General features: G+C 70.2%; 19 protein-coding genes. 9 read left to right on the forward strand and 10 right to left on the reverse strand.

Annotated elements, in window-relative coordinates; translation table 11 throughout:
* From AOZ53_RS05995 to hmpA, 6 genes are all read right to left on the reverse strand, one after another.
* A partial coding sequence (locus tag AOZ53_RS05995; RefSeq protein WP_197286452.1) for an AraC family ligand binding domain-containing protein occupies positions 1 to 292 on the reverse strand: 292 nt, incomplete at its 3' end.
* A 63-nt stretch (positions 293 to 355) separates the two neighbouring features.
* Positions 356 to 1315 (reverse strand): proline dehydrogenase family protein, encoded by a 960-nt coding sequence (locus AOZ53_RS06000; RefSeq protein ID WP_054487253.1) that lies wholly within the window; start codon positions 1313 to 1315, stop codon positions 356 to 358.
* 121 nt (positions 1316 to 1436) lie between these two features.
* The gene (locus tag AOZ53_RS06005; protein ID WP_054487255.1) at positions 1437 to 2351 is read right to left on the reverse strand and encodes a DMT family transporter; all 915 of its coding nucleotides are present in this window, start codon (positions 2349 to 2351) and stop codon (positions 1437 to 1439) included.
* A gap of 223 nt (positions 2352 to 2574) precedes the next feature.
* Positions 2575 to 3822, reverse strand: a complete 1248-nt coding sequence (locus AOZ53_RS06010; protein WP_054432300.1) for a D-amino acid dehydrogenase — start codon at positions 3820 to 3822, stop codon at positions 2575 to 2577.
* A 173-nt stretch (positions 3823 to 3995) separates the two neighbouring features.
* Positions 3996 to 4433 (reverse strand): Rrf2 family transcriptional regulator, encoded by a 438-nt coding sequence (locus AOZ53_RS06015; RefSeq protein ID WP_054432301.1) that lies wholly within the window; start codon positions 4431 to 4433, stop codon positions 3996 to 3998.
* 19 nt (positions 4434 to 4452) lie between these two features.
* On the reverse strand, positions 4453 to 5670 hold the full coding sequence (hmpA, locus tag AOZ53_RS06020; protein WP_054474736.1) for an NO-inducible flavohemoprotein: 1218 nt from the start codon (positions 5668 to 5670) through the stop codon (positions 4453 to 4455).
* Positions 5671 to 5839: 169 nt separating this feature from the next.
* Between hmpA and AOZ53_RS06025 the strand changes: the two genes are divergently transcribed.
* Both AOZ53_RS06025 and AOZ53_RS06030 read left to right on the forward strand, forming a co-directional pair.
* Positions 5840 to 6301 (forward strand): GatB/YqeY domain-containing protein, encoded by a 462-nt coding sequence (locus AOZ53_RS06025; RefSeq protein ID WP_054432303.1) that lies wholly within the window; start codon positions 5840 to 5842, stop codon positions 6299 to 6301.
* A 2-nt stretch (positions 6302 to 6303) separates the two neighbouring features.
* Positions 6304 to 7440, forward strand: a complete 1137-nt coding sequence (locus tag AOZ53_RS06030) for a hypothetical protein (RefSeq protein ID WP_054487258.1) — start codon at positions 6304 to 6306, stop codon at positions 7438 to 7440.
* Between the two features lie 28 nt (positions 7441 to 7468).
* Here the strand turns inward: AOZ53_RS06030 and dinB are convergent, their stop codons facing one another.
* The gene (gene dinB / locus AOZ53_RS06035) at positions 7469 to 8551 is read right to left on the reverse strand and encodes a DNA polymerase IV (RefSeq protein ID WP_054432305.1); all 1083 of its coding nucleotides are present in this window, start codon (positions 8549 to 8551) and stop codon (positions 7469 to 7471) included.
* Positions 8552 to 8718: 167 nt separating this feature from the next.
* Here dinB and AOZ53_RS06040 point away from each other — a divergent pair, with 167 nt between their 5' ends.
* Positions 8719 to 9144, forward strand: a complete 426-nt coding sequence (locus AOZ53_RS06040) for a PaaI family thioesterase (protein WP_054432306.1) — start codon at positions 8719 to 8721, stop codon at positions 9142 to 9144.
* Between the two features lie 39 nt (positions 9145 to 9183).
* Here AOZ53_RS06040 and AOZ53_RS06045 read toward each other — a convergent pair whose 3' ends face one another.
* Positions 9184 to 9639 (reverse strand): BPTD_2524 family lipoprotein, encoded by a 456-nt coding sequence (locus AOZ53_RS06045; RefSeq protein WP_054432307.1) that lies wholly within the window; start codon positions 9637 to 9639, stop codon positions 9184 to 9186.
* Positions 9640 to 9800: 161 nt separating this feature from the next.
* Here AOZ53_RS06045 and AOZ53_RS06050 point away from each other — a divergent pair, with 161 nt between their 5' ends.
* Positions 9801 to 11708, forward strand: coding sequence for a S9 family peptidase (locus AOZ53_RS06050; RefSeq protein WP_369816790.1), 1908 nt, complete (start codon positions 9801 to 9803; stop codon positions 11706 to 11708).
* Here the strand turns inward: AOZ53_RS06050 and AOZ53_RS06055 are convergent.
* Positions 11698 to 12963, reverse strand: a complete 1266-nt coding sequence (locus AOZ53_RS06055; RefSeq protein ID WP_054487260.1) for a sensor domain-containing diguanylate cyclase — start codon at positions 12961 to 12963, stop codon at positions 11698 to 11700. The genes AOZ53_RS06050 and AOZ53_RS06055 overlap by 11 nt on opposite strands.
* A gap of 552 nt (positions 12964 to 13515) precedes the next feature.
* Between AOZ53_RS06055 and pgaA the strand changes: the two genes are divergently transcribed.
* From pgaA to pgaD, 4 genes are read left to right on the forward strand one after another with little or no spacing between them, the layout of a single operon-like run.
* Positions 13516 to 16020, forward strand: coding sequence for a poly-beta-1,6 N-acetyl-D-glucosamine export porin PgaA (pgaA, locus tag AOZ53_RS06060; RefSeq protein ID WP_231690575.1), 2505 nt, complete (start codon positions 13516 to 13518; stop codon positions 16018 to 16020).
* Positions 16021 to 16027: 7 nt separating this feature from the next.
* Entirely contained in the window at positions 16028 to 18061 is a 2034-nt protein-coding gene (pgaB, locus tag AOZ53_RS06065) for a poly-beta-1,6-N-acetyl-D-glucosamine N-deacetylase PgaB (protein ID WP_054487262.1), read from the forward strand.
* Complete coding sequence (gene pgaC, locus AOZ53_RS06070) at positions 18058 to 19395, forward strand: poly-beta-1,6-N-acetyl-D-glucosamine synthase (RefSeq protein WP_054487264.1); 1338 nt, start codon at positions 18058 to 18060, stop codon at positions 19393 to 19395. The genes pgaB and pgaC overlap by 4 nt, the downstream gene beginning before the upstream one ends.
* The gene (pgaD, locus tag AOZ53_RS06075; protein ID WP_054432312.1) at positions 19392 to 19853 is read left to right on the forward strand and encodes a poly-beta-1,6-N-acetyl-D-glucosamine biosynthesis protein PgaD; all 462 of its coding nucleotides are present in this window, start codon (positions 19392 to 19394) and stop codon (positions 19851 to 19853) included. Before pgaC ends, pgaD begins: the two co-directional genes overlap by 4 nt.
* A 54-nt stretch (positions 19854 to 19907) precedes the next feature.
* Here the strand turns inward: pgaD and AOZ53_RS06080 are convergent, their stop codons facing one another.
* Positions 19908 to 21152 (reverse strand): MFS transporter, encoded by a 1245-nt coding sequence (locus AOZ53_RS06080; RefSeq protein WP_054432313.1) that lies wholly within the window; start codon positions 21150 to 21152, stop codon positions 19908 to 19910.
* A gap of 170 nt (positions 21153 to 21322) precedes the next feature.
* Between AOZ53_RS06080 and AOZ53_RS06085 the strand changes: the two genes are divergently transcribed.
* Entirely contained in the window at positions 21323 to 22129 is an 807-nt protein-coding gene (locus AOZ53_RS06085) for an AraC family transcriptional regulator (RefSeq protein WP_054432314.1), read from the forward strand.
* Positions 22130 to 22166 lie beyond the last annotated feature (37 nt).

Raw genomic sequence — 22166 nt, forward strand, 5'->3', positions numbered from 1 at the left:
CCCGGGCATGGTCCTCGAACCAGTCCGGCTCGATATACGCCATGCGATAGGCCAGCAAACCGGCCGACGTGCCGCCCGTGTGCACCTGGCCCGGCGCGATCACCACCAGGTCGCCCTCGCCCGCCTCGAACGGCCGGCCGTGCACGGTGAAGGCGCAACGCCCCCGGGCGATGGCGCCGATCGACCAGGCGTCGTGGAAGTGCGCCTCGTAGCGATAGGCGCGCAGGTCGGCGATCAGCACGTCGCCGGGCAGGCTCGCGCCGCAATGCCAGATGTGTTGGGAAACCGCCATGGGAAGATGCCTGGGCAGGACTGAGGGGACGCGGCCGCCAGCGCCGGCCGCCCTGGCGACAGGCTACCCGAAATAGCGCCCTTCCGTGTTCAGCGAGCGCGCCAGCAGCCAGGCGTTGCGCGGATGTTCGCCGATGCGGCGCGCGGCATAGGGCCACCAGTCCTGGCCGAACGGCAGATAGACCCGGACCGTGTAGCCCAGCCGGCGCAGCGCCAGCTGCCAATCCGGCCGCACGCCGTAGAGCATCTCGAACTCGAACGCCTCCGGCGCCCAGCCGCGCTCGCGCGCCAGCGCCATGATGGCGCCCGCGAGCCGGTCGTCGTGAGTGCCGAAGACCGGCAGGAAGCCGGCCTCGCGCGCCGCCGGCGACAGCATGATGGCGGCGGCATCCAGGTAGGCCTGGTCGATGCGGGCGCGGCCGGCATGGTCCAGCGCGCGTTCGGGAAACGCGCCCTTGACCAGCCGCAGCGAGGTGCGCTGGCCGATCGTCCAGGCCAGGTCGGCCGGCGTGCCAAGACGCCGCGCCTGCAGCGTCAATCCGGCGGGCAGGCCCGCTTGCAACAGCTCGCGATGCAAGGCGCAGGTGCGCTCGCGCAGGCCCGAGTCCTCCATGTCCAGCACCACCCAGTCGCGGCCGCCCACCGACGCCTCGCGCGCCGCGGCGGCGATGCGCCGCGCATTGCCGCGCCCGAGCTCGTCGCCGCGCATGTAGCCGATGGCGGTGGGGTCGATGGACACGTGCACGTCCAGCCCGGCCTGGCCCAGCGCGGCGCAGGCCTGCATGGCCTGCCGCGTGTTGTGCTCGATGGCATCGGCGTCGGCCACGTACTCGCCCAGGTAGAACAGGGATGCGCGGATGCCGTGCGCCTCGCGCAGCCGGACGGCGGTGCGCACCGCCTGCGCGACGTCGGCGCCGCCGACGAAGCGCCGCGCCAGCGAGGTGCGCGCGGCCAGTGCGCGCATGGCGCGCCCCACGCCCGGGCTGCGGGCCAGCGCGATGGCGGATTTCTGGAAAAGGCTCATGGACGCTCCGGTCAAAGCGCCTCACTATGCGGCGGCGACCGGCGCGCGTCTTGAACGGGAGTGAATCCGGCGGACGCTTGTCCGCCGGCCCGGACGGACGCGGGCGCCGGGCCCGCGTCCCTCAGGCTTTGCCGGCGGCCAACGCGGCCGCCCGGCCACGGCCGAACAGCGGCCGCTGCACCGTCTGCGCCAGCAGCACGCCCAGCAGCGTCACGGCGCCGCCCAGCAGGTGGTACGAACGCAGTTGCTCGCGCAGCAGCACGAACGCGGCCAGCGCGGTGAACAGCGGCAGCAGGTTGATGAAGATGCTGCAGCGGTTGGGCCCCAGGCGGTGCACGCCTTCGATCCACAGGAACGACAGCAGCACCGACGAGAAAATGCCCGCGTACAGGATCAGCGGAATGGTCTTGGCGTCCAGCGCCGCCTGCGCGGCCGGCACCTGCAGGTACAGCGGCAGCATGTAGAGCAGCGCGAAGATCGACTGCACGAAGGTCGACTGCCACGCCGGCAGCGGCACCTTCCAGTGGCGCAGCAGCACGCCGTACAGCGCGTACGAGAAGGCCGCCAGCAGCATCAGCCCGTCGCCGACGTGGATGCCGTGCTGGAACACGCTCAGCATCTCGCCCTGCCCCACCAGGTACAGCAGGCCCAGGAACGACAGCGCCCCGCCCGCCGCCATGCCCAGCGTCAGCGGGTCGCGCAGGATGACCACGCTCAGCAGCATGCTGAGCAGCGGGATCAGCGCGGTCAGGATGGCCATGTTGGTGGCGGTGGTGGTTTCGGCGGCGCGGTACGACAGCGCCTGGAACAGCGCCGACGACAGCGCGCCGTACAGCGCCAGCTTGGGCCAGTGGCGCAGGATCACCTTGCGGTTGCGCCAGGCCGGCACGGCCGTGAACAGGCCCATGATCGCCAGCGCCAGGATCAGCCGGTAGAAGGTGATGGCGGTGGGCGAGATGGCGCTGGCCGCCATCTTGGACACGATGACATTGCCCGCCCAGAACAGGATGGCGAACAATGGGAACAGGTAGGACATGATGGGATCACTCGCAGAATGGGAATCGGCTCTCCGCCGCGGCGCGCGGCGGCGCGCAGGTGGCGGATGACCGGTATCCTATTGAGCGTGCGAGCGCCCGTCTGCCGATGAATAGGCAGGGACTATCTCGAAATGGACATTCCCGATGCCGGCATGCCCCGGGTCGGCTTGTATGGGGAGTGGAGGCCTGGAACGCCAAGGCCCGCGAAGTTTCGCCCCGGCCTCACGGCCGGAACGGCAGCGGATCCAGCGGCGTCTCCAGCCCCGCCATCTGCGCCGTCAACAGCGCGGCGCTGCCGCAGGCCAGGGTGAAGCCAAGCGCGCCCTGACCGATGTTCAGCCACAGGTTGTCGGCGGCGGAACTGCGCCCGATCAGCGGCTTGCCGGTGGGGGTGGCCGGACGCAGCCCGGCCCAGGGTATCGCCTGCGCCAGGTCCAGCGCCGGAAACGCCTCGCGCACCTGGCGCTTGAGCAGCGCGATGCGGGCCGGATCGATGTCGGCATTGGCGCTGCCGATGTCCACCATGGCCGCGATCCGCAGCACCCCGCCGACGCGCGCATAGACGATGCGGCGCTCGTAGTCGGTGACGCTGATGCGCGGCGCCACGGCGTCGTCGTCCGCCAGCGGCACGGTCAGGCTGTAGCCCTTGAGCGGATACAGCGGCACGTCGTGGCCCAGCGGCTGCAGCAGCGCGCGCGTGCCGATGCCCGTGGCCAGCACCACCGCGTCGGCGCCGATGTCGCCGTCCTGGGTGTGCACGGCGACGATGCGGCGGCCTTCGCGCTGCAGGCCGGCGACCGGATTGGACATGGCGCACTGCACATTGGGCAGCGCTTGCAGTCGTTCGAACAGCGCCTGCGTGAACTGGCGGCAGTCGCCCGCTTCCTCGCTCGGGGTGTAGATGGCGCCGGCCAGGCTGGCGCCCATGCCGGCCAGCGCCGGCTCGCGCTGCAGCGTCTGGGCGGCGTCCAGCACCTGCTGCTCGGCGCCATGGGCCGCCTGGTAGGCGACCAGCGCGCGCGCCTTGTCCAGCAGGGCCGCGCTGCGATAGGCGATCAGCTTGCCGTTGCGCAGGTGGCCGAATTCCAGGTTTTCCTGTTCCAGCAAGGCATGCATGGCGTCGCGGCTGAGGAAGGACAGCGCCTGCAGTTGCGCGGTGGACTCGCGCGCCACCGAGGCGCGGCAGGCCAGCGCGAACCGCAGGCACCAGCGCCACTGGTGCGGGTCCAGCCGCGGCCGGAAGCGCAGCGGCGAATCCTCGCGCAGCAGCCAGCCCGGCACGCTCGGCAGCACGCCCGGCCCGGCCAGCGGCGCGACATAGCTGTAGCTGAGCTGGCCGCCGTTGGCGTAGCTGGACACCTCGGCCGGATGGGCGTGGCTGTCGACCAGCACGACCTCATGGCCCTGGCGGGCCAGGAAATAAGCCGAGGTCACGCCCACGACCCCGGCGCCGATCACGCATACGCGCATAGCCTGCATCCCGATAAGAAAATGGCGACGGTCTTATTCTGAAGCGGGGGACGGATGACCGCAAATCACCAAAGCCCCAGCACCCATAACCCCGGCTCATGGACCGGACTCATGGACCGGCCTCGCGGCCAACGGCCACGCCCACGCCCACCGGCGCGCAGCCGGCGCGTCCTTCAGGCGGCGCGATGCAGCTTGATGATGGCGGCGGCGGTCGGATCGCGCACCAGGTCGGCCAAAGAATAGCCGTTGAGGGCGTCATAGAACGCCTGCAGGGTCTGCGCCAGCACGCCCGCCAGGCGGCAGGCGCCGTCCAGCGCACAGGGCGGCTCGCGGCAATCGATCAGCGGCCCTTGCTGTTCCAGTTCACGCACCAGATCGCCCAGCCGGTACTCGGCCGCCGGGCGCGCCAGCGCCAGGCCGCCGCCCTTGCCGCGCGTCGTGCTGACCCAGCCGCGCTGCGACATGAAGTGCACCACCTTGACCAGGTGGTTGCGCGACAGGTCGAAGCGCGTGGCGATCTCCGGAATGGTGACCGCCGCGGGCCGGTCGCGGCACTGCGTCAGGTACATCAGCACGCGCAGGCCGAAGTCGGTGAATCGGGTCAGTTGCATGGGCGCCAGGATACACCGGTCAGGCCGGCGCGCCGCCGCTGCCGAAGGCCTCGGCGTGGATGCGGTCGGGCGTCACGCCCAGTTCCAGCAGCGTTGCGCGCTGCGCCCGCATGAAACCGGACGGGCCGCACAGGTAGTAGTCGGCGTCCGGCACGATGGCCTCGTCACGAATGGCGCGCAGGTCGACCCGGCCATGGTGGTCATAGTCGCGGCCCGCGCGGTCGGCGCCGCCGACTTCCTCGTAGAACACCGCCTTGCGCACGTTGCCGCGGCGCGCGGCGATGTCGTTGACGTGGTCCTTCATGGCGTGCGCCGCGGCATTGCGACAGCCGTGCACGAAGCGAATCTGGCGCGCATCGCCGGAGGCCACCAGGTGGTTCAGGATCGACACCATCGGCGTCAGCCCCACCCCGCCGCTCAGCAGCACCACCGGCGCCTCGCCGTCCTCGCGCAGGTGGAAGTCGCCCTGCGGCGGCGCCACGTCCAGCACGCCGCCTTCCTCCAGGCGGTCGTGCAGCGCGTTGGACACGCGCCCGGCCGGGCCATGCGCGCCGCCCGCTTCGCGCTTGACCGAGATCCGCAGGCGGTCCTGGCCCGGCGCGTCCGACAGGCTGTACTGGCGCGGCTGCATCAACCCCAGCTCCGGCACATAGACGCGCACCGAGACATATTGGCCGGGCCGGTAGGCCGGCACCGCGCCGCCATCGGCCGGCGCCAGGTAGAACGAGGTGATCTCGGCGCTTTCGGGCTGCTTGCCGACCACGCGGAAGGCGCGCCAACCGGTCCAGCCGCCCGGCTTGGCGGCCGAGTCGGCGTACAGCCGCGCCTCGGCGGCGATCAGCATGTCGGCCAGCTGGCCATAGGCGGCGGCCCAGGCGTCGACCAGTTCATCGGTGGCGGCCTCGCCCAGCACTTCGCGGATCGAGGCCAGCAGGTGCTTGCCGACGATGGCGTAGTGCTCGGGCCGGATGCCCAGGCTGACGTGCTTGTGGACGATGCGCGTCACCACCGGCGCCAGCACCGACGGGTCGTCGATGTGCTCGGCATAGGCCGCGACCGCGCCGGCCAGCGCCTGCTGCTGTTCGCCGCCCGCCTGATGGCCCTGGTTGAAGACATGCTTGAGTTCCGGATTGTGCTGGAACATGCGGGCGTAGAAATGGCGGGTCAGGGCCTCGCCATGGGTTTTCAGGACGGGGGCCGTGGCTTTGACCAGGGCGCGGATCTGCGGGCTCAACATCGACTGCTCCTTGCGCGGCGGATGGCGCCGGGGCCATCCTTTTTAAAGATGCATTAATAATACATGTTTAAGCCGCCACGCACAAAATCCGCGCCCGCCGGGGCCATCCCACGGATGGCCGCCCCACGGTTACACTGCCCCTTCAACGCAACACCACAAAGGTTTAACCATGAGCACCGCTACGCTCAAGACCCGCCTCTCCGACGCCGTCAAGGACGCCATGCGCGCCAAGGCGACCGAGCGCCTCGCCACCCTGCGTTTCCTGCTGGCCGCCGTCAAGCAGAAGGAAGTCGACGAACGCCGCGACCTGACCGACGCCGAGATCACCGCCATCATCGAGAAGCAGGTCAAGCAGCGCCGCGAATCCATCGCCGCGTTCGAGCAGGCCGGCCGCACCGAGACCGCCGAGCAGGAAAAGGCCGAACTGGTCGTGCTGCAGGAATTCCTGCCGCAGGCCGCCACGCCCGAGGAAGTGGCCGCCGCCATCGACGCCGCGCTGGCCGAAGTGGCCGCCCAGGGCGTCACCGGCGCCCCCGCCATGGGCAAGGTCATGGCGCTGCTCAAGCAGTCGCTGGCCGGCCGCGCCGACATGACCGCGCTGTCGCAGCAGGTCAAGGGCCGGCTCGCCTGAGCATGGCCGACGCCGCCGCCCTGGACGCCATTGCCCCGCCGCTGCGCGCGGCGATCGGCGACTGCGTGGCGGCGATCAACCTGGCGCGGCAGCATTTCGAGTCGCGCTATGACGCCACCCTGCCCGATCCGCTGCAGTCCGACCCCGCGGCCCTGCGCCGCCTGTCGGAGGCCATCGCCCCCGTGATCGAGCGCCTGGCCGCCGAGCCGGACAACGGCCACGGCTGGGGCGCGGGCGGCGGTTCGCCGCTCGGCTACCGCGAGGCGCGCCCGGTGACGCTGGGCCTGTGGCGCGGCAGCCATGGCCGTCCCGGCGACGCGGACGGCACGCTCGACTACACCCGCTGCCTGTATCTGCTGTTCCAGGCCGCGCGCCTGCCGCCCGCCGCCATGGCGCAGGCCATCGCGCCGCTGCGCGACGACATCGTCTTCAACCACGTCGCCCTGCACATCATCGAGGACGCGCTGGCCCAGGCCCTGCGCGACGGCGCCAGCCAGGCGGCGCGCGCCGCCGCGGCCGAACCCTACATCCAGCTGCTGCGCGTCACCCACATCTTCCGCGAGGAAGACAACCGCTACCAGGGCTACCGCATCCTGCTGCGCGACGCGGCCGACCAGGGCGACGCCGCCGCCGCGCTCAAGCTGCTGCCCCAATGCAACACGCGCAGCGAACGCCACGAGATCGACACGATCAAGAGCCGGCTGGTGGCCGCCGTCAGCGCTCGCGACGGCCTGCAGGCGGCCCTCGACCTGTGCGACAACAAGCGCATCGGCGCCGCCTGCCGCGAATACGCGCTGCAACCGGTCATCGACGCCGGCGCCTACGACGCGCTGCGGGCCGCGCTGGCGCAACACCCCGACCTGGCCACGGCCGACAGCGGCGACGGCCTGGGCTTGCTGGTGCCCGCCTTCTGCGTCCGTGAAAAAGCCGCCGGCGCCACGCGCGATGTCCAGGAATTCGATGCCCTGTTCGCGCGTGTCGACGCCATGGATCCCAAGCTCAAGCACGGCGACGCGCGGCTGCGCGACTGGCTGCTGCTGGAACTGGGCCTGGCTTCGCGCGGCGACCCGGCCTACCTCGGGCGCTGCCGCAAGGCCATCAAGAACGCCTCCATCAAGCGCGAACTCGACGGCGCCTGAACCGGCGTCCGTCCCGCTCCCCTCAGCCTCAGAACGCGCCGCCGAACAGATCCGGCTGGCGCGTCTGTTCCTGCGGGTCGGCGAAATTGCTCATGCCCACGCCGGCCAGCCGGTACAGCGTCTGCGCCGGCAGGTCGACGCGCTCGCACAGCAGCCGCGCCAGCGCCGCCAGCTCGGCGGCCGAGGCCGGCGGATGCGGGCTGGTCTGGCTGCGCGTCAGGATGCGGAAACGGTCGGTCTTGAGCTTGAGCACCACCGTGCGGCCAAGGGCGCCCTTCTTCAGGGCCTGGCTCCAGACCTTCTCGGCCATGCGGTCGATGGCCTCGCCAACCGCGTCCAGCCGCACGTCTTCGGAAAACGTGGTCTCGGCCGACACCTGCTGCAGCGGCTGGTCGGTCTGCACCTCGCGCTCGTCGATGCCGCGCGCCAGCTCGTACAGGCGGCGGCCGTAGCGGCCGAAGTAGTGCTCCAGTTCCTGCACGCCATGGGTGGCCAGGTCGCCCACGGTCTGGATGCCCAGCTGTTCCAGGCGCGCCTGCGTCACCTTGCCCACGCCCGGCACCTTGCGCACCGGCAGCGGCTGCAGGAATTCCAGCACCTTGGACGGACGGATCACGAACTGGCCGTCCGGCTTGTTCCAGTCGGACGCGATCTTGGCCAGGAACTTGTTGGGCGCGATCCCGGCGGAAGCGGTCAGGCCGGTCTCGGCGCGGATCTGCTGGCGGATCACCTGCGCCACCTCGGTGGCCGACGGCAGCCCCAGCTTGTTGACGGTGACGTCCAGGTAGGCCTCGTCCAGCGACAGCGGCTCGATCAGGTCGGTATGGCGGGCGAAGATCTGGCGGATCTGGCGCGACACCTCGCGGTAGCGGTTGAAGTCGGGCGGCACGTAGACCGCCTGCGGACAGAGCCGCTGCGCGCGCACCGCCGACATGGCCGAATGCACGCCGAAGCGGCGCGCCTCGTAGGACGCCGCGCACACCACCGAGCGCGGCCCGGTCCACGCCACCACCACCGGCTGGCCGCGCAGCTCGGGGTTGTCGCGCTGCTCCACGGAGGCGTAGAACGCATCCATGTCGATGTGTACGATCTTGCGGCTGACGTCGCTCATGTTGGTGAAAAACGGATCGGCGACCGCATGGCGCCGGGGCGGGCGCGAAAAGTACGGTCACCGGAAAAAACGGCCACGGCCGCCGAATCCGCTCGGGCCGGCGGCGTAAAAGTGGATATTATGACCGCCAAATTCCCGTCGTTCCCTTTCCCCGCATAGCCACTTCCATGACTGTCTCCGCAACCCCCGCTCCGGGCGAGTATTTCGGCCTGGCGATTCCCTTCATGCGCTTTCTGGGCCTGGTGCCCGAGCAGATCGGGCCGGCCTACGCCCGCACCTCGCTGCCGTGGCGCCAGGACCTGACCAACAGCCGCGGCGACGTGCACGGCGGCACCCTGATGAGCGTGCTGGACTTCACCCTGAGCGCCGCGGCGCGCGGCTCGGCCGAAGCCACCGAGGGCATGGCCACCATCGACATGAACACCACCTTCCTGTCGCCGGGCACCGGCGACCTGGTGATCGAGGCGCGCTGCCTGCGCCGGGGCGGCTCCATCGCCTTCTGTGAAGGCGACATCCGCCGCGCCGACGGCGAACTGGTGGCCCGCGCCACCGCCACGTTCAAGATCATCCGCCGCCGCCCGGGCGGCGACTGAACGGCGCCGCGCGCCCCGGCAAACGGGGCGCGAACAGGCCTATTTCTTGAAATCGCGCGACGGCGGCACCGTCGGCCGCGGATCCAGCGGCATGTAGCTGGCGCACGAGCTCATGCCGTAGTAGATCGCGTCCTGCATGGCGCGCATCGCCGCCGCGTCCCAGGTGCCCTTGCCCCACATCACGATGCGGGTTTCGGTGGTCTTGGGACCGGCCGCCTTCAGGTCGACCCGGGTCATTTCGTTGTCGCTGTACGGGGCCAGCACCCGCACCACGGCGGACTGGGCGCCCTCGTCCAGGCTCGACACCACGCGATAGGCGTTGTCGGTGCTGCGCAGGCACGCGTTGGCCTGGCGCACCGTGGTGGCATAGGCGTCCTTGAAGGCAACGGGCGCCTTGAACTCGCTGTGCGGCGACGAGCCGTCCTGCGAAATGCCCAGCGAGCAGCCCGCCAGGCCCAAGGCCAGCGCCGACGCCGCGACCAGATTCCGAACCATGTATTTCTCCAGATTGATAGCCGCGATTATCCCGCAAACGGGACACCGGCATAAGTGGCCCGACCGGTTCGACACCCCGGCCGCGGCTATGGCATTATCGACGAGTCCGGCGGCGCATGGCGGCCGGGTGGAACCGTCGGAGGTATGCCTTGCTCTCATTCATGAAACACACCCTTATGGCCGCCGGTATCGTCGGCGCCTCGCTGGGCGCCAGCGCCGCGGCGCAGCCGCCCCGGGCCTACCCCCTGAAGGATTTCTTCCGCAATCCGGAACGCGGTTTCTTCCGCCTGGCCGACGACGGCAAGACCCTGGGCTTCATGCAGCCCACCAGCGTCGACGGCAAGCCGCCGCGCATGAACATCTACGTCCAGTCCCTGGAAGGCAGCAAGCCCGTGGGCGAGCCGCGCAAGCTGACCAGCGAATCGGCCCGTGACATCAGCAATTTCTTCTGGAAAGGCCCCGACGTGGTGCTCTACCAGAAGGACTTCGGCGGCGACGAGAATTTCCACGTCCTGGCGGTGGACGCCAAGACCGGCAAGGTCACCGACCTGACCCCGTATGAAGGCGTGCGCGCCAGCATCGAGGACGACCTCGAGGACGATCCCGACCACATCCTCATCAGCCACAACCAGCGCGATCCGCAGGTGTTCGACGTCTACCGCGTCAACGTGCACACCGGCGCCGGCGTGCTGGTGGCGCAGAACCCCGGCAACATTGTCGGCTGGCAGACCGACCACGCCGGCAAGGTGCGCGCCGCCGTCACCAGCGACGGCCTGAACACCACCCTGCTCTACCGCGACAACGAAGCCTCGGCATTCCGCCCGCTCTTCACCACCGACTACCGCACCAGCGTCAGCCCGGCCTTCTTCACCTTCGACGACAAGAAGTTCTACGCCCTGTCCAACCGCGGCCGCGACAAGCTCGCGCTGGTGGTCATCGACCCGGCCAGCCCCGACAAGGAAGACGAGATCTTCACCCCGGACACGGTCGACCTGGACGCCGCCGGCTTCTCGCGCAAGCGCCGCGTGCTGACGGTCGCCTCGTACCAGACCGACAAGCCGCAATACAAGTTCTTCGACGCCGAGACCGAAACGCTGTTCAAGAAACTGTCAGCCCAGCTCGAGGGCTACCAGTTCATGATCCAGGGCGGCAACCGCGACGAGGACAAGTTCATCGTCGCCGCCTACAACGACCGCACCCCGGGCTCGCGCTACATCTACGACGCCCGCGCCGACACCCTCAGCAAGCTGGCCGACATCAACCCGGCCATTCCCGAGGCCGACATGTCGCGGGTGCAGCCCATCAGCTACCAGAGCCGCGACGGCCTCACCATCCACGGCTACTTGACGCTGCCGGCCGGGCGCGATCCGAAGAACCTGGCGTGCATCGTCAACCCGCACGGCGGCCCGTGGGCGCGCGACGGCTGGGGCTACAACCCCGAGGTGCAGTTCCTGGCCAACCGCGGCTTCTGCGTGCTGCAGATGAACTTCCGCGGCTCCACCGGCTATGGCCGCGCCTTCTGGGAAGCCAGCTTCGGCCAGTGGGGCCTGAAGATGCAGGACGACATCACCGACGGCGTCCAATGGCTGGTCAAGCAGGGCATCGCCGATCCCAAGCGCATCGGCATCTACGGCGCCAGCTACGGCGGCTACGCCACGCTGGCCGGCGTGACCTTCACGCCCGACCTGTACGCGGCCGCGGTCGACTACGTCGGCGTGTCCAATCTGTTCACGTTCATGAAGTCGATTCCGCCCTACTGGAAGCCGATGCTGGACAAGATGCAGGACATGGTCGGCGACCCGGTGCGCGACAAGGACCGCCTGGCCGCCACCTCGCCGGCGCTGCACGCCGACAAGATCAAGACGCCGCTCTTCGTCGCCCAGGGCGCCAAGGACCCGCGCGTCAACAAGGACGAGAGCGACCAGATGGTCAAGGCGCTCAAGGCGCGCGGCGTCGAAGTGGAATACATGGTCAAGGACAACGAAGGCCACGGCTTCCACAACGACGAAAACAAGTTCGAGTTCTACGCGGCGATGGAGAAGTTCTTCACCGAGCACCTCAAGCCGTAAGGTTGGAGGCCTCGGCGGCCAACGCGCCGCCTTCCTGGGTGGCGCTGTCCCGCGCGGCACCCTCCCCTCCCTGCTCCCGGGCCGCCTGCTGGCGGCCCGTCATCCGTCCGCTCCAGGCCATCTCGACGCGGTCGCGCCCCAGTTCCTTGGCCTTGTACAGCGCCAGGTCGGCGCGGGCCAGGATGCCATCGGCGGTGTCGCCCGGCTGGAATGTCGCCACGCCGCCGCTGACGGTCATGCGCAGCGCCTGTCCCTGCAGGTACAGCGGCGAATCGCGCAAGGCATCGCAGACGCGTTGCGCCTGCACCAGCGCACAGGCGGCGTCGCAGCCGTACATCAGCAGCACGAACTCCTCGCCGCCCAGGCGGCCGAAACGGTCGCTGGCGCGCACGGCCTTGGGCACCGCCTGCGCGAAATGCCGCAGGGCGGCGTCGCCGGTCGCATGGCCATGGCGGTCGTTGATCGACTTGAAGTGGTCGATGTCCAGCACCAGCACCGCCAGCCGGCCATCGCCGCGCTCGCAGCGCAGCAGTTCATGCTCCAGCTCGTCGAGAATGCTGCGGCGGGAATAGGCGCCCGTCAGGCTGTCGAAGGTCAGCGCCGCCTGCATCCGCTCCGACAGCACGGTCTGGATCAGCAACAGCAAGGCCAGGAACAGCGCCGGCACCGTCACCGATCCACAGACGATGAAGAACAGGCCCCAGGGCGCCGGATCCAGCAGCGACGACACCGACACCCAGCCGCTGCCATACACCACCACGCGCAGGGCGTGCAGCAACGCCAGGCCGGCTATCGCCAGCAGCACGTACAGCACCACCCCGGGGGTCTGGATGCGCTGGCGCTGGCGGTACACCACGCCGCCGGTGGCGATCATCAGCACACAGGTGAAGGTGGAAAACACCACCAGGCGGCCGACCAGGTTGTCCTGGCGGTACAGCATCGCCGCCATCGCCACGATACAGAGCGCCGCCGCCAGGCCCGCGCGCACGGCCAGCGGCCGCAGGCCGAAGAACTGCCGCACGCCCACGTACACCAGGCTCACCGACGCCAGCCAGGCGGCGTTGGACACCATCACATAGGCGCCGGGCGGCATGATGTCGGCCGACGCATACGCCAGCAGCGACAGCACCGCCAGGCCGTTGGCGATCGTGAACGCCCGCACGCCGCCGACGCCGCGCGCCTGCAGCGGCAGCAGCAAGGGCAGCGCCAGAGCCGTCGCCAGCCCCCACACCAGGAAAAATAAAGAAGTCGTCATGTTGTTTGCCGGCTCGCGCCTTCATGGGCGGTCGCCGTCGCTAGGATGTTGCACCGGATGCAGGGTCGGGGACACGTTACAGACCTGCACTTTTGACGTTTTTTGTTACCTGCATGGCGAGCCATGCGAACCTTTTCCGTCGCGCGCACAACGTTCCGTACCAGGTTTGCCCCAATACCGGCATACCGCCACGACGGTTGCGCGGTATGCACAGAGAATACGTCAAGCTTCGTAACAACGGCCCACCCTTTGCACTAATTGACAGTTGGATTGGCCGAAAACCCATAAAGTTCGGCCTGTTGACGGCGCCGCCAGAAGCGCCACAACCACGCCCCACGGGCGTGGCGCGTACTAGCCATGCACTCCCTTGCGCGAGTGCGAAGGTCCCCGCAGCGGGCGCCGCGCAGTCACTACCCAACGCTCATCCATCCGCCGCCGGCGCCCCCTCGCGTCCGCGCCGCGCCTTCGGCAACGCGACCCGCGCGTCCGGCCGGCGGAGCCTTGAGCGCCCTCGTCGCAACTGCGGAAGTACTACGGATGCTGAAAGGAACAATGCCCCCCGGGGGCCAGGCGGGCCCCGACCTGGCCCCCGCCACGCAGGCAGGCCCGCGACCGCGCGCCGCCGCCATGGCGCTGCGCGCCTTCACGGCCGGCGCGCTGCTGGCTCCCGCCCTGGCGCTGGCCGCCCCCGACGCCGACTATGACGCGCTGATCGCGCGCGCCCGCGCCGGCGACTACGAACCGGCGCTGGCCATGCTGCGCCAGGGCGCGGGCGCCGGACGTCAGGCGGTCTACGACCACATCGTCATCGCCGGCTGGGCCGGCCGACCCGCCGAGGCGGTCGCCGCCTACGAATCCCTGCCCCCGGCCGCCGCCGTGCCCGCCGACATCCAGCTGGCGGCGGCGCGCGCCTATCGCGACCTGCGCCGCTGGCCCGAGGCCCTGACGGCCTACCGCGCCGGCCTGCGCCGCCATCCCGGCCAGACCGCATTCGCCGCCGGCGAGATCATGACCCTGGCCGACGCCGGCCAGACCGAGGCCGCGCTCGCCGCCGGCCAGGCCTGGGTCAAGCGCGCGCCGCGCGACGCCGACGCGCGCCTGGCGCTGGGCTACGTCCACGCGCGGCTGCGCCAGCCCTACGAGGCCCTGCACCAGGCCGACCAGGCGCTGGCGATCGCGCCCGGCACGCCCTACGTGCTGCGCGAATACATCGACGCCCTCAGCCGCGCCCGCCTGGCGCAGCCGGCGCTGGACCTGGCCCGCCAGCATCCCGACCTGTTCGACGCCGCGCAGCTGCGCCGGCTGGAGGGCGACGCGCTGGCCCAGCAGGTCCGGCTGGCCGCCATGCCGACGCGCGCCGAGGCCGAGCGCTTCGCCATCGCCGACCGCGCGCTGGCGCGCTACGACGCGTTGATCCCCGCCTGGGAAGCCCTGGGCGAGCCGGCGCGTCAGGACGTGCTGCGCGCCCGCATCGACCGCCTGCACGCGCTGCATGCGCGGGTCCGCATGGCCGACCTGGTGCGCGAATACGAGGCCCTGCGCGCCCAGGACGTGGCGGTGCCGCGCTATGCGCTGAACGATGTCGCCTCGGCCTACCTGTACCTGCGCCAGCCGGAAAAGGCCCGCGACCTCTACCGCCAGGTCGGCGCCGACGGCGCCAACCGCGACGACGATGCCGAAGACCGCCTCAGCACCGAGACCGGCCTGTACTACGCGCTGGCCGAAGCCGAGGAATTCGACCGGACCGACGCCGTCACCGACGCCATCGAATCGGGCTACGCGCCCTGGCTGTACTTCAAGGGCCAGGCCACCCGCAATCCCAACGACCTCAAGCTCGAAAGCGCCCAGACCGTGGCGGCCGCGCGCCAGCTGGCCGACGACACGGTCTCCGCCGAGCAGCGCCTGCGCGGCATGGTCGAGAACGCCCCCAACAACTCGACGCTGCGCGCCGACCTGGCCTCGCTGTATCGCCGCCGCGACCTGCCGCGCGCCTCGGAACGCGAGCTGAAACTGGCCGAGACCCTGGCGCCGCGCGCGCTGTCGGTCGAGAACGGCCAGGGCTTCACCGCCATGGACCTGCAGGAATGGCGCCAGGCCGAGGCCCTCTCGGCCGACACCCTGACGCGCGCGCCGGAGAACCTCACCAGCCGCCGCCTGGCGCGCGAATGGGAAGTCCACAACAAGGCCGAGCTGCGCATCAGCGGCTACCGCGGCCTGGCCTCGGACAGCCCGGTCAACGGCAATGGCGACTTCGGCATCGACGCGGTGCTGTATTCGCCGCCGATCGACTACAACTGGCGCGCCTTCGGCGGCGGCGGCTACGCCACCGGCGACTTCGAGGAAGGACGCGGCAACTACCGCTGGCTGCGCACCGGCGTCGAATGGCGCGGCCGCGACCTGACGGTCGAGGGCGAAGTCTCGACCCACAGCTACGGCCACGGCGTCAAACCCGGCCTGCGCCTGTCCGCCGCCTACGACATCGACGACCACTGGCAGGTGGGCGGCTCGGGCGAACTGCTGTCGCGCGAGACCCCGCTGCGGGCCTTGACCAACGACATCACCTCCAACCGCCTCACCGGCTTCGTGCGCTGGCGCGCCAACGAGCGGCGCGAATGGACCCTGTCGCTGTCGCCGTCGCGCTTTTCCGACGGCAACCAGCGCTGGGAACTGGGGCTGGACGGGCGCGAGCGCGTCTACACCGCCCCGCACCTGAAGGCCGATCTGACGCTGGACCTGTCGACCCAGCGCAACAGCCGCGACGACGCGCCCTACTACAACCCGCGCTCGGACCTGATGGCGCTGCCCGGCGTGCGCCTGACCCACACGCTGTACCGCCGCTACGAAACCGCCTGGGAACAGATCGGCACCGTCGGCGCCGGCAGCTACACCCAGCAGGGCTACGGCACCGGCGGCGTCATCGCCCTGGGCTATGGCCAGCGCTACCGCGCCAACGACGTCCTGGACATGGGCGCGATGGTCACCGGCATCAGCCGCCCGTACGACGGCCAGCGCGAGCGCGAACTGCGCATCGTGTTCGACCTTGCCTACCGCTTCTGAGACCGCCATGTTGCTCAAGCTACCCACCCGACTCCTGCTGGCGGCCCTGCTGCTGCTGGCCATCCTGGCGCTGACCGCCTGCGCCAAGGACATCCCGGTCTACACGCCGCCCGCCGAACGGCCCGTGGCCGCCGCCGAAAAACCCTGGGCGCCCGGGAATTTCCTGGCGCTGGCGTACCACGACGTCGAGGACGACGACCCCGACCAGGCCTTTCTGAGCGTGCGCACCGACCGCCTCGTCGACCAGCTGGCCTGGCTGCGCGAGAACGGCTACCAGGCCGTTTCGGTCGACCAGATCCTGGCCGCGCGCCAGGGCGGCAAGCCACTGCCCGAGCGCGCCGTGCTGTTGTCGTTCGATGACGGCTACCGCAGCTTCTACACCCGCGTGCTGCCGATCCTGAAGGCCTACCGCTGGCCGGCGCTGCTGGCGCCGGTGGGCACCTGGATGGACACGCCGGCCGGCAAGCCGGTGGATTTCGGCGGCAGCCCGGAACCGCGCAAGCGCTTCCTGGACTGGGACGAAATCCGCGCCATCTCCCGCTCCGGCCTGGTCGAGATCGCGGCGCACACCGACGCCTCGCACTACGGCGCCCTGGCCAACCCGCAAGGCAATACCGAACCGGCCGCGGCGATCCGCGCCTACGACGCCAAGACCGGCCGCTACGAAAGCGAGGCCGAGTTCGACGCCCGCATGGGCGGCGACGTGCGCGCCATCAGCCGCAAGATCGAACAGGTCACCGGCAGGAAGCCGCGCGTCTGGGTCTGGCCTTACGGCGCCGAGGGCGGCAGCACGCTGCGCATCGCCGCGGAAAACGGCTACGAACTGGCGCTGACGCTGGAAGACGGCCCCGGCCGCCTGGACCGGCTGATGTCCACGCCGCGCATGCTGCTGGCCAGCGATCCGCCGCTCAAGCCCTTCGCCAACAGCATCGTCGGCATGGAGGCCGCGCCGTTCATGCGCGTGGCCCACGTCGACCTGGACTACGTCTACGACCCGGACCCGGCGCAGACCGACCGCAACCTGGGCGAACTGGTGCAGCGCATCCTGGACCTGCAAATCAACACCGTGTTCCTGCAGGCGTATTCGGACCCCACCGGCGACGGCCTGGTGCGGTCGGTTTACTTTCCCAACCGCTGGCTGCCGGTACGCGCCGACCTGTTCAACCGCGCCGCCTGGCAGCTGCACAACCGCGCCAACGTCATGGTGTACGCCTGGATGCCGGTGCTCGCCTACGACCTGGACGCCTCGATCCCGCGCGTCACGCGCTGGCAGCCAGGCCAGACCGAGGCGCGGCCCGATCCGGACCAGTACCGCCGCCTGTCACCGTTCGACGCCACCGCGCGGGCCCGCATCGGCGACCTGTACGAGGACCTGGCGCGCCATGCCATCTTCGACGGCATCCTGTTCCACGACGACGCCGTGCTGTCCGACTTCGAGGACGCCAGCCCCGGCGCGCTGGCGGCCTACCGCGCCGCCGGCCTGCCCGCCGACATCGGCCAGCTGCGCGCCGATCCGGACACGCTGCAGCGCTGGACGCGCTTCAAGAGCCGCGCCCTGGTCGACTTCACCGCCGAGCTGACCGACCGCGTGCGCGCCGTGCGCGGCCCGCAGATCAAGACCGCCCGCAACATCTTCGCCATGCCGATCCTGGAGCCGCGGTCGGAAACCTGGTTCGCGCAGAACCTGGACGACTTCCTCGGCGCCTACGACTGGACCGCGCCGATGGCCATGCCGTTGATGGAGAACGTGCCCAAGGGCCGGGAAAACGCCTGGCTCGACCGGCTGGTCGACGCCGTGGCGCGGCGCCCCGGCGCGCTCGACCGGACCGTGTTCGAGCTGCAGGCCCGCGACTGGCGCACCGGCCCCGGCCGCCCCGAGGCCACGCCCATCGACACCGCGGTATTGGCCGGCTGGATGCAGCGCCTGCAACTGCGCGGCGCGCGCAGCTTCGGCTACTACCCCGACGATTTCTCGCAAGACCAGCCCCGGTTGCAAGGCATCCGGCCCGCCATCTCCGAAGCCTGGTATCCCCTCCGATGATCGACCGTCTGATTGCCCTGATTATCCTGCTGGCGGTGCTCGGCGCGCCGTTCGGCTTCACCATGATGCTGACCGGCCAGGCGCTGCTGGGCTTCGTCTTCTTCTACCCGCTGTTCATGTCCGGCATGTGGATGGCCGGCGGCCTGTACTTCTGGTGGCACTGGGAACGGCGCTGGCAATGGGGCCCCGGATCGGCGCCGCCGGCGCTGGCCGGCGATCCGCTGGTGTCGATCCTGGTGCCCTGCTACAACGAGGCCGACAACGGCGAAGAGACCCTGCTGGCGGCGCTCAACCAGCGCTATCCGAACATCGAGGTCATCGCCATCAACGACGGCTCCAGCGACGGCACCGGGCCGATGCTGGACCGCCTGGCCGAACAGCATCCGCGCCTGCGCGTGGTGCACCTGGCGCAGAACCAGGGCAAGGCCATGGCGCTGCGCATGGGCGCGCTGACCGCGCGCAGCGAATACCTGGTCTGCATCGACGGCGACGCGGTGCTCGACCCGGACGCCGCCGCCTACCTGGTGGCGCCGCTGATCGACAACCCGCGCGTGGGCGCGGTCACCGGCAACCCGCGCATCCGCACCCGCTCGACCCTGATCGGCCGCATCCAGGTGGGCGAGTTCTCCTCCATCATCGGCCTGATCAAGCGCACCCAGCGCGTCTACGGCCAGGTCTTCACCGTATCGGGCGTGGTCGCCGCCTTCCGGCGCGCGGCGCTGGACCGGGTCGGCTACTGGAGCCTGGACATGATCACGGAGGACATCGACATCAGCTGGAAGCTGCAGCGCGACCACTGGTCGATCTTCTACGAGCCGCGCGGCCTGTGCTGGATCCTGATGCCGGAGACGCTGCGCGGGATCTGGAAGCAGCGCCTGCGCTGGGCCCAGGGCGGCGCCGAGGTGTTCCTGAAGAACCTGCGCTCGATCTGGAGCTGGCGCCACCGCCGCCTGTGGCCGCTGATGCTGGAATTCTGCCTGTCGACCGCCTGGGCCTTCGCCTTCGGCGTCTCGGTGCTGCTGTGGCTCGTCAGCCAGGTCGTGACCCTGCCCAACAACATGCACATCGCCAGCCTGATGCCGCCCGCCTTCACCGGCATGATGCTGGCGATGGTGTGCCTGCTGCAGTTCGCCATCAGCATCCTGATCGACCGCCGCTACGAGCCGGGCCTGTGGCGCGCGCTCTATTGGGTCATCTGGTACCCGCTGGCCTACTGGATGGTGAGCCTGTTCACCACCCTGGTCAGTTTCCCCAAAGTCATGCTGCGCAAGCAGGCCGAGCGCGCGCGCTGGACCAGCCCCGACCGCGGCATCAAATCACCGGACGCATCATGATCATCACCACGCAACGCTCGCGCGCGGGCTATCTGTTCGACCTGCTGCTGACCGCGGTCGGCTGGTTCGCCTTCGTCTACCTGTTCGGCGCCGGCATCGCCGCCATCCTGCGCGGCGCGGCCAGCGGGCCGCAGGCGCCGCTCTGGCCGACTTTCCTGCCCACGCTGCAGACGCTGGGCAGCTATGCCGTGCTGGCCCTGTTGAACGCCGCCCTGCTGGTGCTGTGGGCCGCCTACAACCACCTGCGCTTCGGCGGCAAGGACCGGCGCCAGCCGATCAAGCCGCTGGATGACCACCGGCTGGCCCTGAGCTTCGCGGTCACGCCGCGCCAGATCGCGCAACTGCGCGCCACGCGCGTGGCCGTCATCCATCATGGCGACGACGGCGAGATCCAGGGCATCGAAAGCGCCCGCCCGCGGCTGGCCGCCGTGCCCGAGGCGGCCAACGCCGCCGCCTGACGCCGCGGTCCGCGCCGCGGCGCCTGCCGGGGCGCGGACCGCGCGCGGCCGGCGTCAGGCGCGCTTGCGCTCCACGCTCGGCAGCAGCACCGCCACCACGCCCAGCAGCGGCAGGTAGGCGCAGACCTGGTACACATAGCCGATGCTGGTGGCATCGGCCAGCTTGCCCAGCGCCGCCGCGCCCAGCCCGCCCATGCCGAAGGCAAAGCCGAAGAACAGGCCGGCGATCATGCCGACCTTGCCCGGCACCAGCTCCTGCGCATACACCACGATGGCCGAGAAGGCCGACGCCAGCACCACGCCGATGATGACCACCAGCACGCCGGTCCAGAACAGGTTGGCATGCGGCAGCAACAGCGTGAACGGCGCCACGCCCAGGATCGACACCCAGATCACGATCTTGCGGCCGATGCGGTCGCCCACCGGCCCGCCCACCACCGTGCCCACCGCCACCGCGGCCAGGAACAGGAACAGGTACAGCTGCGCCTCGCGCACCGACAGCGCGAACTTGTCGATCAGGTAGAAGGTGAAATAGCTGTTCAGGCTGGCCAGGTAGAAGTACTTCGAGAACACCAGCAGGCCCAGCACGCCCAGCGCGCCCAGCACCTGGTTGCGCGTCAGGCCGTGGCCGCTGCCCTCGCGGCGGGCGCGCGGCTTCAGGCGCACGCGGTTGGCGCTGTACCAGCGGCCGATGCCGGTCAGCACCACGATGCCGAACAGCGCCGCCAGCGAGAACCAGGCCACGCTGCGCTGCCCGTGCGGGATGATGAACAGCGCCGCCAGCAGCGGCCCCAGCGCCGAGCCGACGTTGCCGCCCACCTGGAACAGCGACTGCGCCAGCCCGTGGCGTCCGCCCGAGGCCATGCGCGCCACCCGCGACGATTCCGGATGGAACACCGACGAGCCCGTGCCCACCAGCACCGCCGCCACCAGCAGCCAGCCGAACGACGGCGCCACCGACAGCAGCAGCAGGCCGGCCAGCGTGAAGCCCATGCCCACCGGCAGCGAATACGGCTTGGGATTGCGGTCGGTGTAGAAACCGATGAACGGCTGCAGCAGCGAAGCCGCCAGCTGGTACACCAGCGTGATCAGGCCGATTTGCGCGAACGACAGGCTGAACGAATCCTTCAGCATCGGGTAGATGGCCAACAGGATCGACTGGATCATGTCGTTCATCAGGTGCGCCACGCTGATGGCGCCCAGCACCGCGAACGCGGTGGAAGGGTCGGCAACGGCGGGGTTCGGCGCCGACGCGGCGCGGTCCGGCAGCCCGGCGGCGGGATTCTGGGCGGAGTTCATGGATAGGGAAAAGGCGAAAGGAAACGGAAATGCGTCCGACCCCATGCCGGACGTCCAGACAGTGTAGGAACACCGGCCCGCCCACGCCTGACAATTTTCGTCGGGAAAGTGACAAAATAGCGTTTTTCCCGCAATGAATCCGGCTTCCTCCTTTTGTCGGAAGTGACACCATGCCAACCCGGCCCGCCCGCCTCGACCCCGCCCGCAGCATCGACGCCCAGGACTACCAGGACCGTCCCCGCGGCGTGACGGCGATGGCCAAGGAATTCACCGCCGGCGCCCGCACCGGCGCCCACTCCCATCCGCGCGCCCAGCTCATCTACGCCGTCGAAGGCGTGATGCACGTCACCACCCCGAGCGGCTTCTGGGCCCTGCCGCCGCTGCGCGCGCTGTGGGTGCCGGCCGGCGTGCCGCACGGCGTCGACATGATCGGCGCGGTCTCGATGCGCTCGCTGTACATCCATGCCGACGCCGCGCGGGCCTACTGGCCGCAGTGCCAGGTGATCGAGGTCAGCGGCCTGCTGCGCGAACTGATCCTGGCGCTGACCGCCGAGCCCATCGACTATCCGCTGGGCGGCCGCGCCGAACAGGTGGCCGCGCTGATCCTGTCCGAACTGGCCGCCGCCCGCGTGGTGCCGATCCAGATTCCCTGGCCGCGCGACCGCCGCCTGCAGACCATCTGCGAAGCCATCCTCGACCGCCCCGGCCTGCAGCGCGGCATCGAGGACTGGGCCGGCGAGGTCGGCGCCAGCGCGCGCACGCTGATCCGGCTGTTCCAGGCTGAATTGGGACTGAATTACCGCCAGTGGGTGCAGCAGGTGCGCCTGGCCGACGCGGTCTGCCGCCTGTCGCTGGGCGTGCCGGTGGCGCGCATCGCCGCCGACCTGGGCTACCGCAGCCCCAGCGCCTTCAGCGCCATGTTCCACCGCGCGCTGGGCGCGCCGCCGCAGCGCTATCTGCGGGCGGAAGCGCCATGACATCTGCAACCGGCCTTGCCGTTTGTCACGGCGCGCA

This window comes from Achromobacter sp. 2789STDY5608621 (genome assembly GCF_001299375.1).
In the GTDB taxonomy this organism is placed as follows: Bacteria; Pseudomonadota; Gammaproteobacteria; order Burkholderiales; family Burkholderiaceae_B; genus Achromobacter; species Achromobacter insuavis.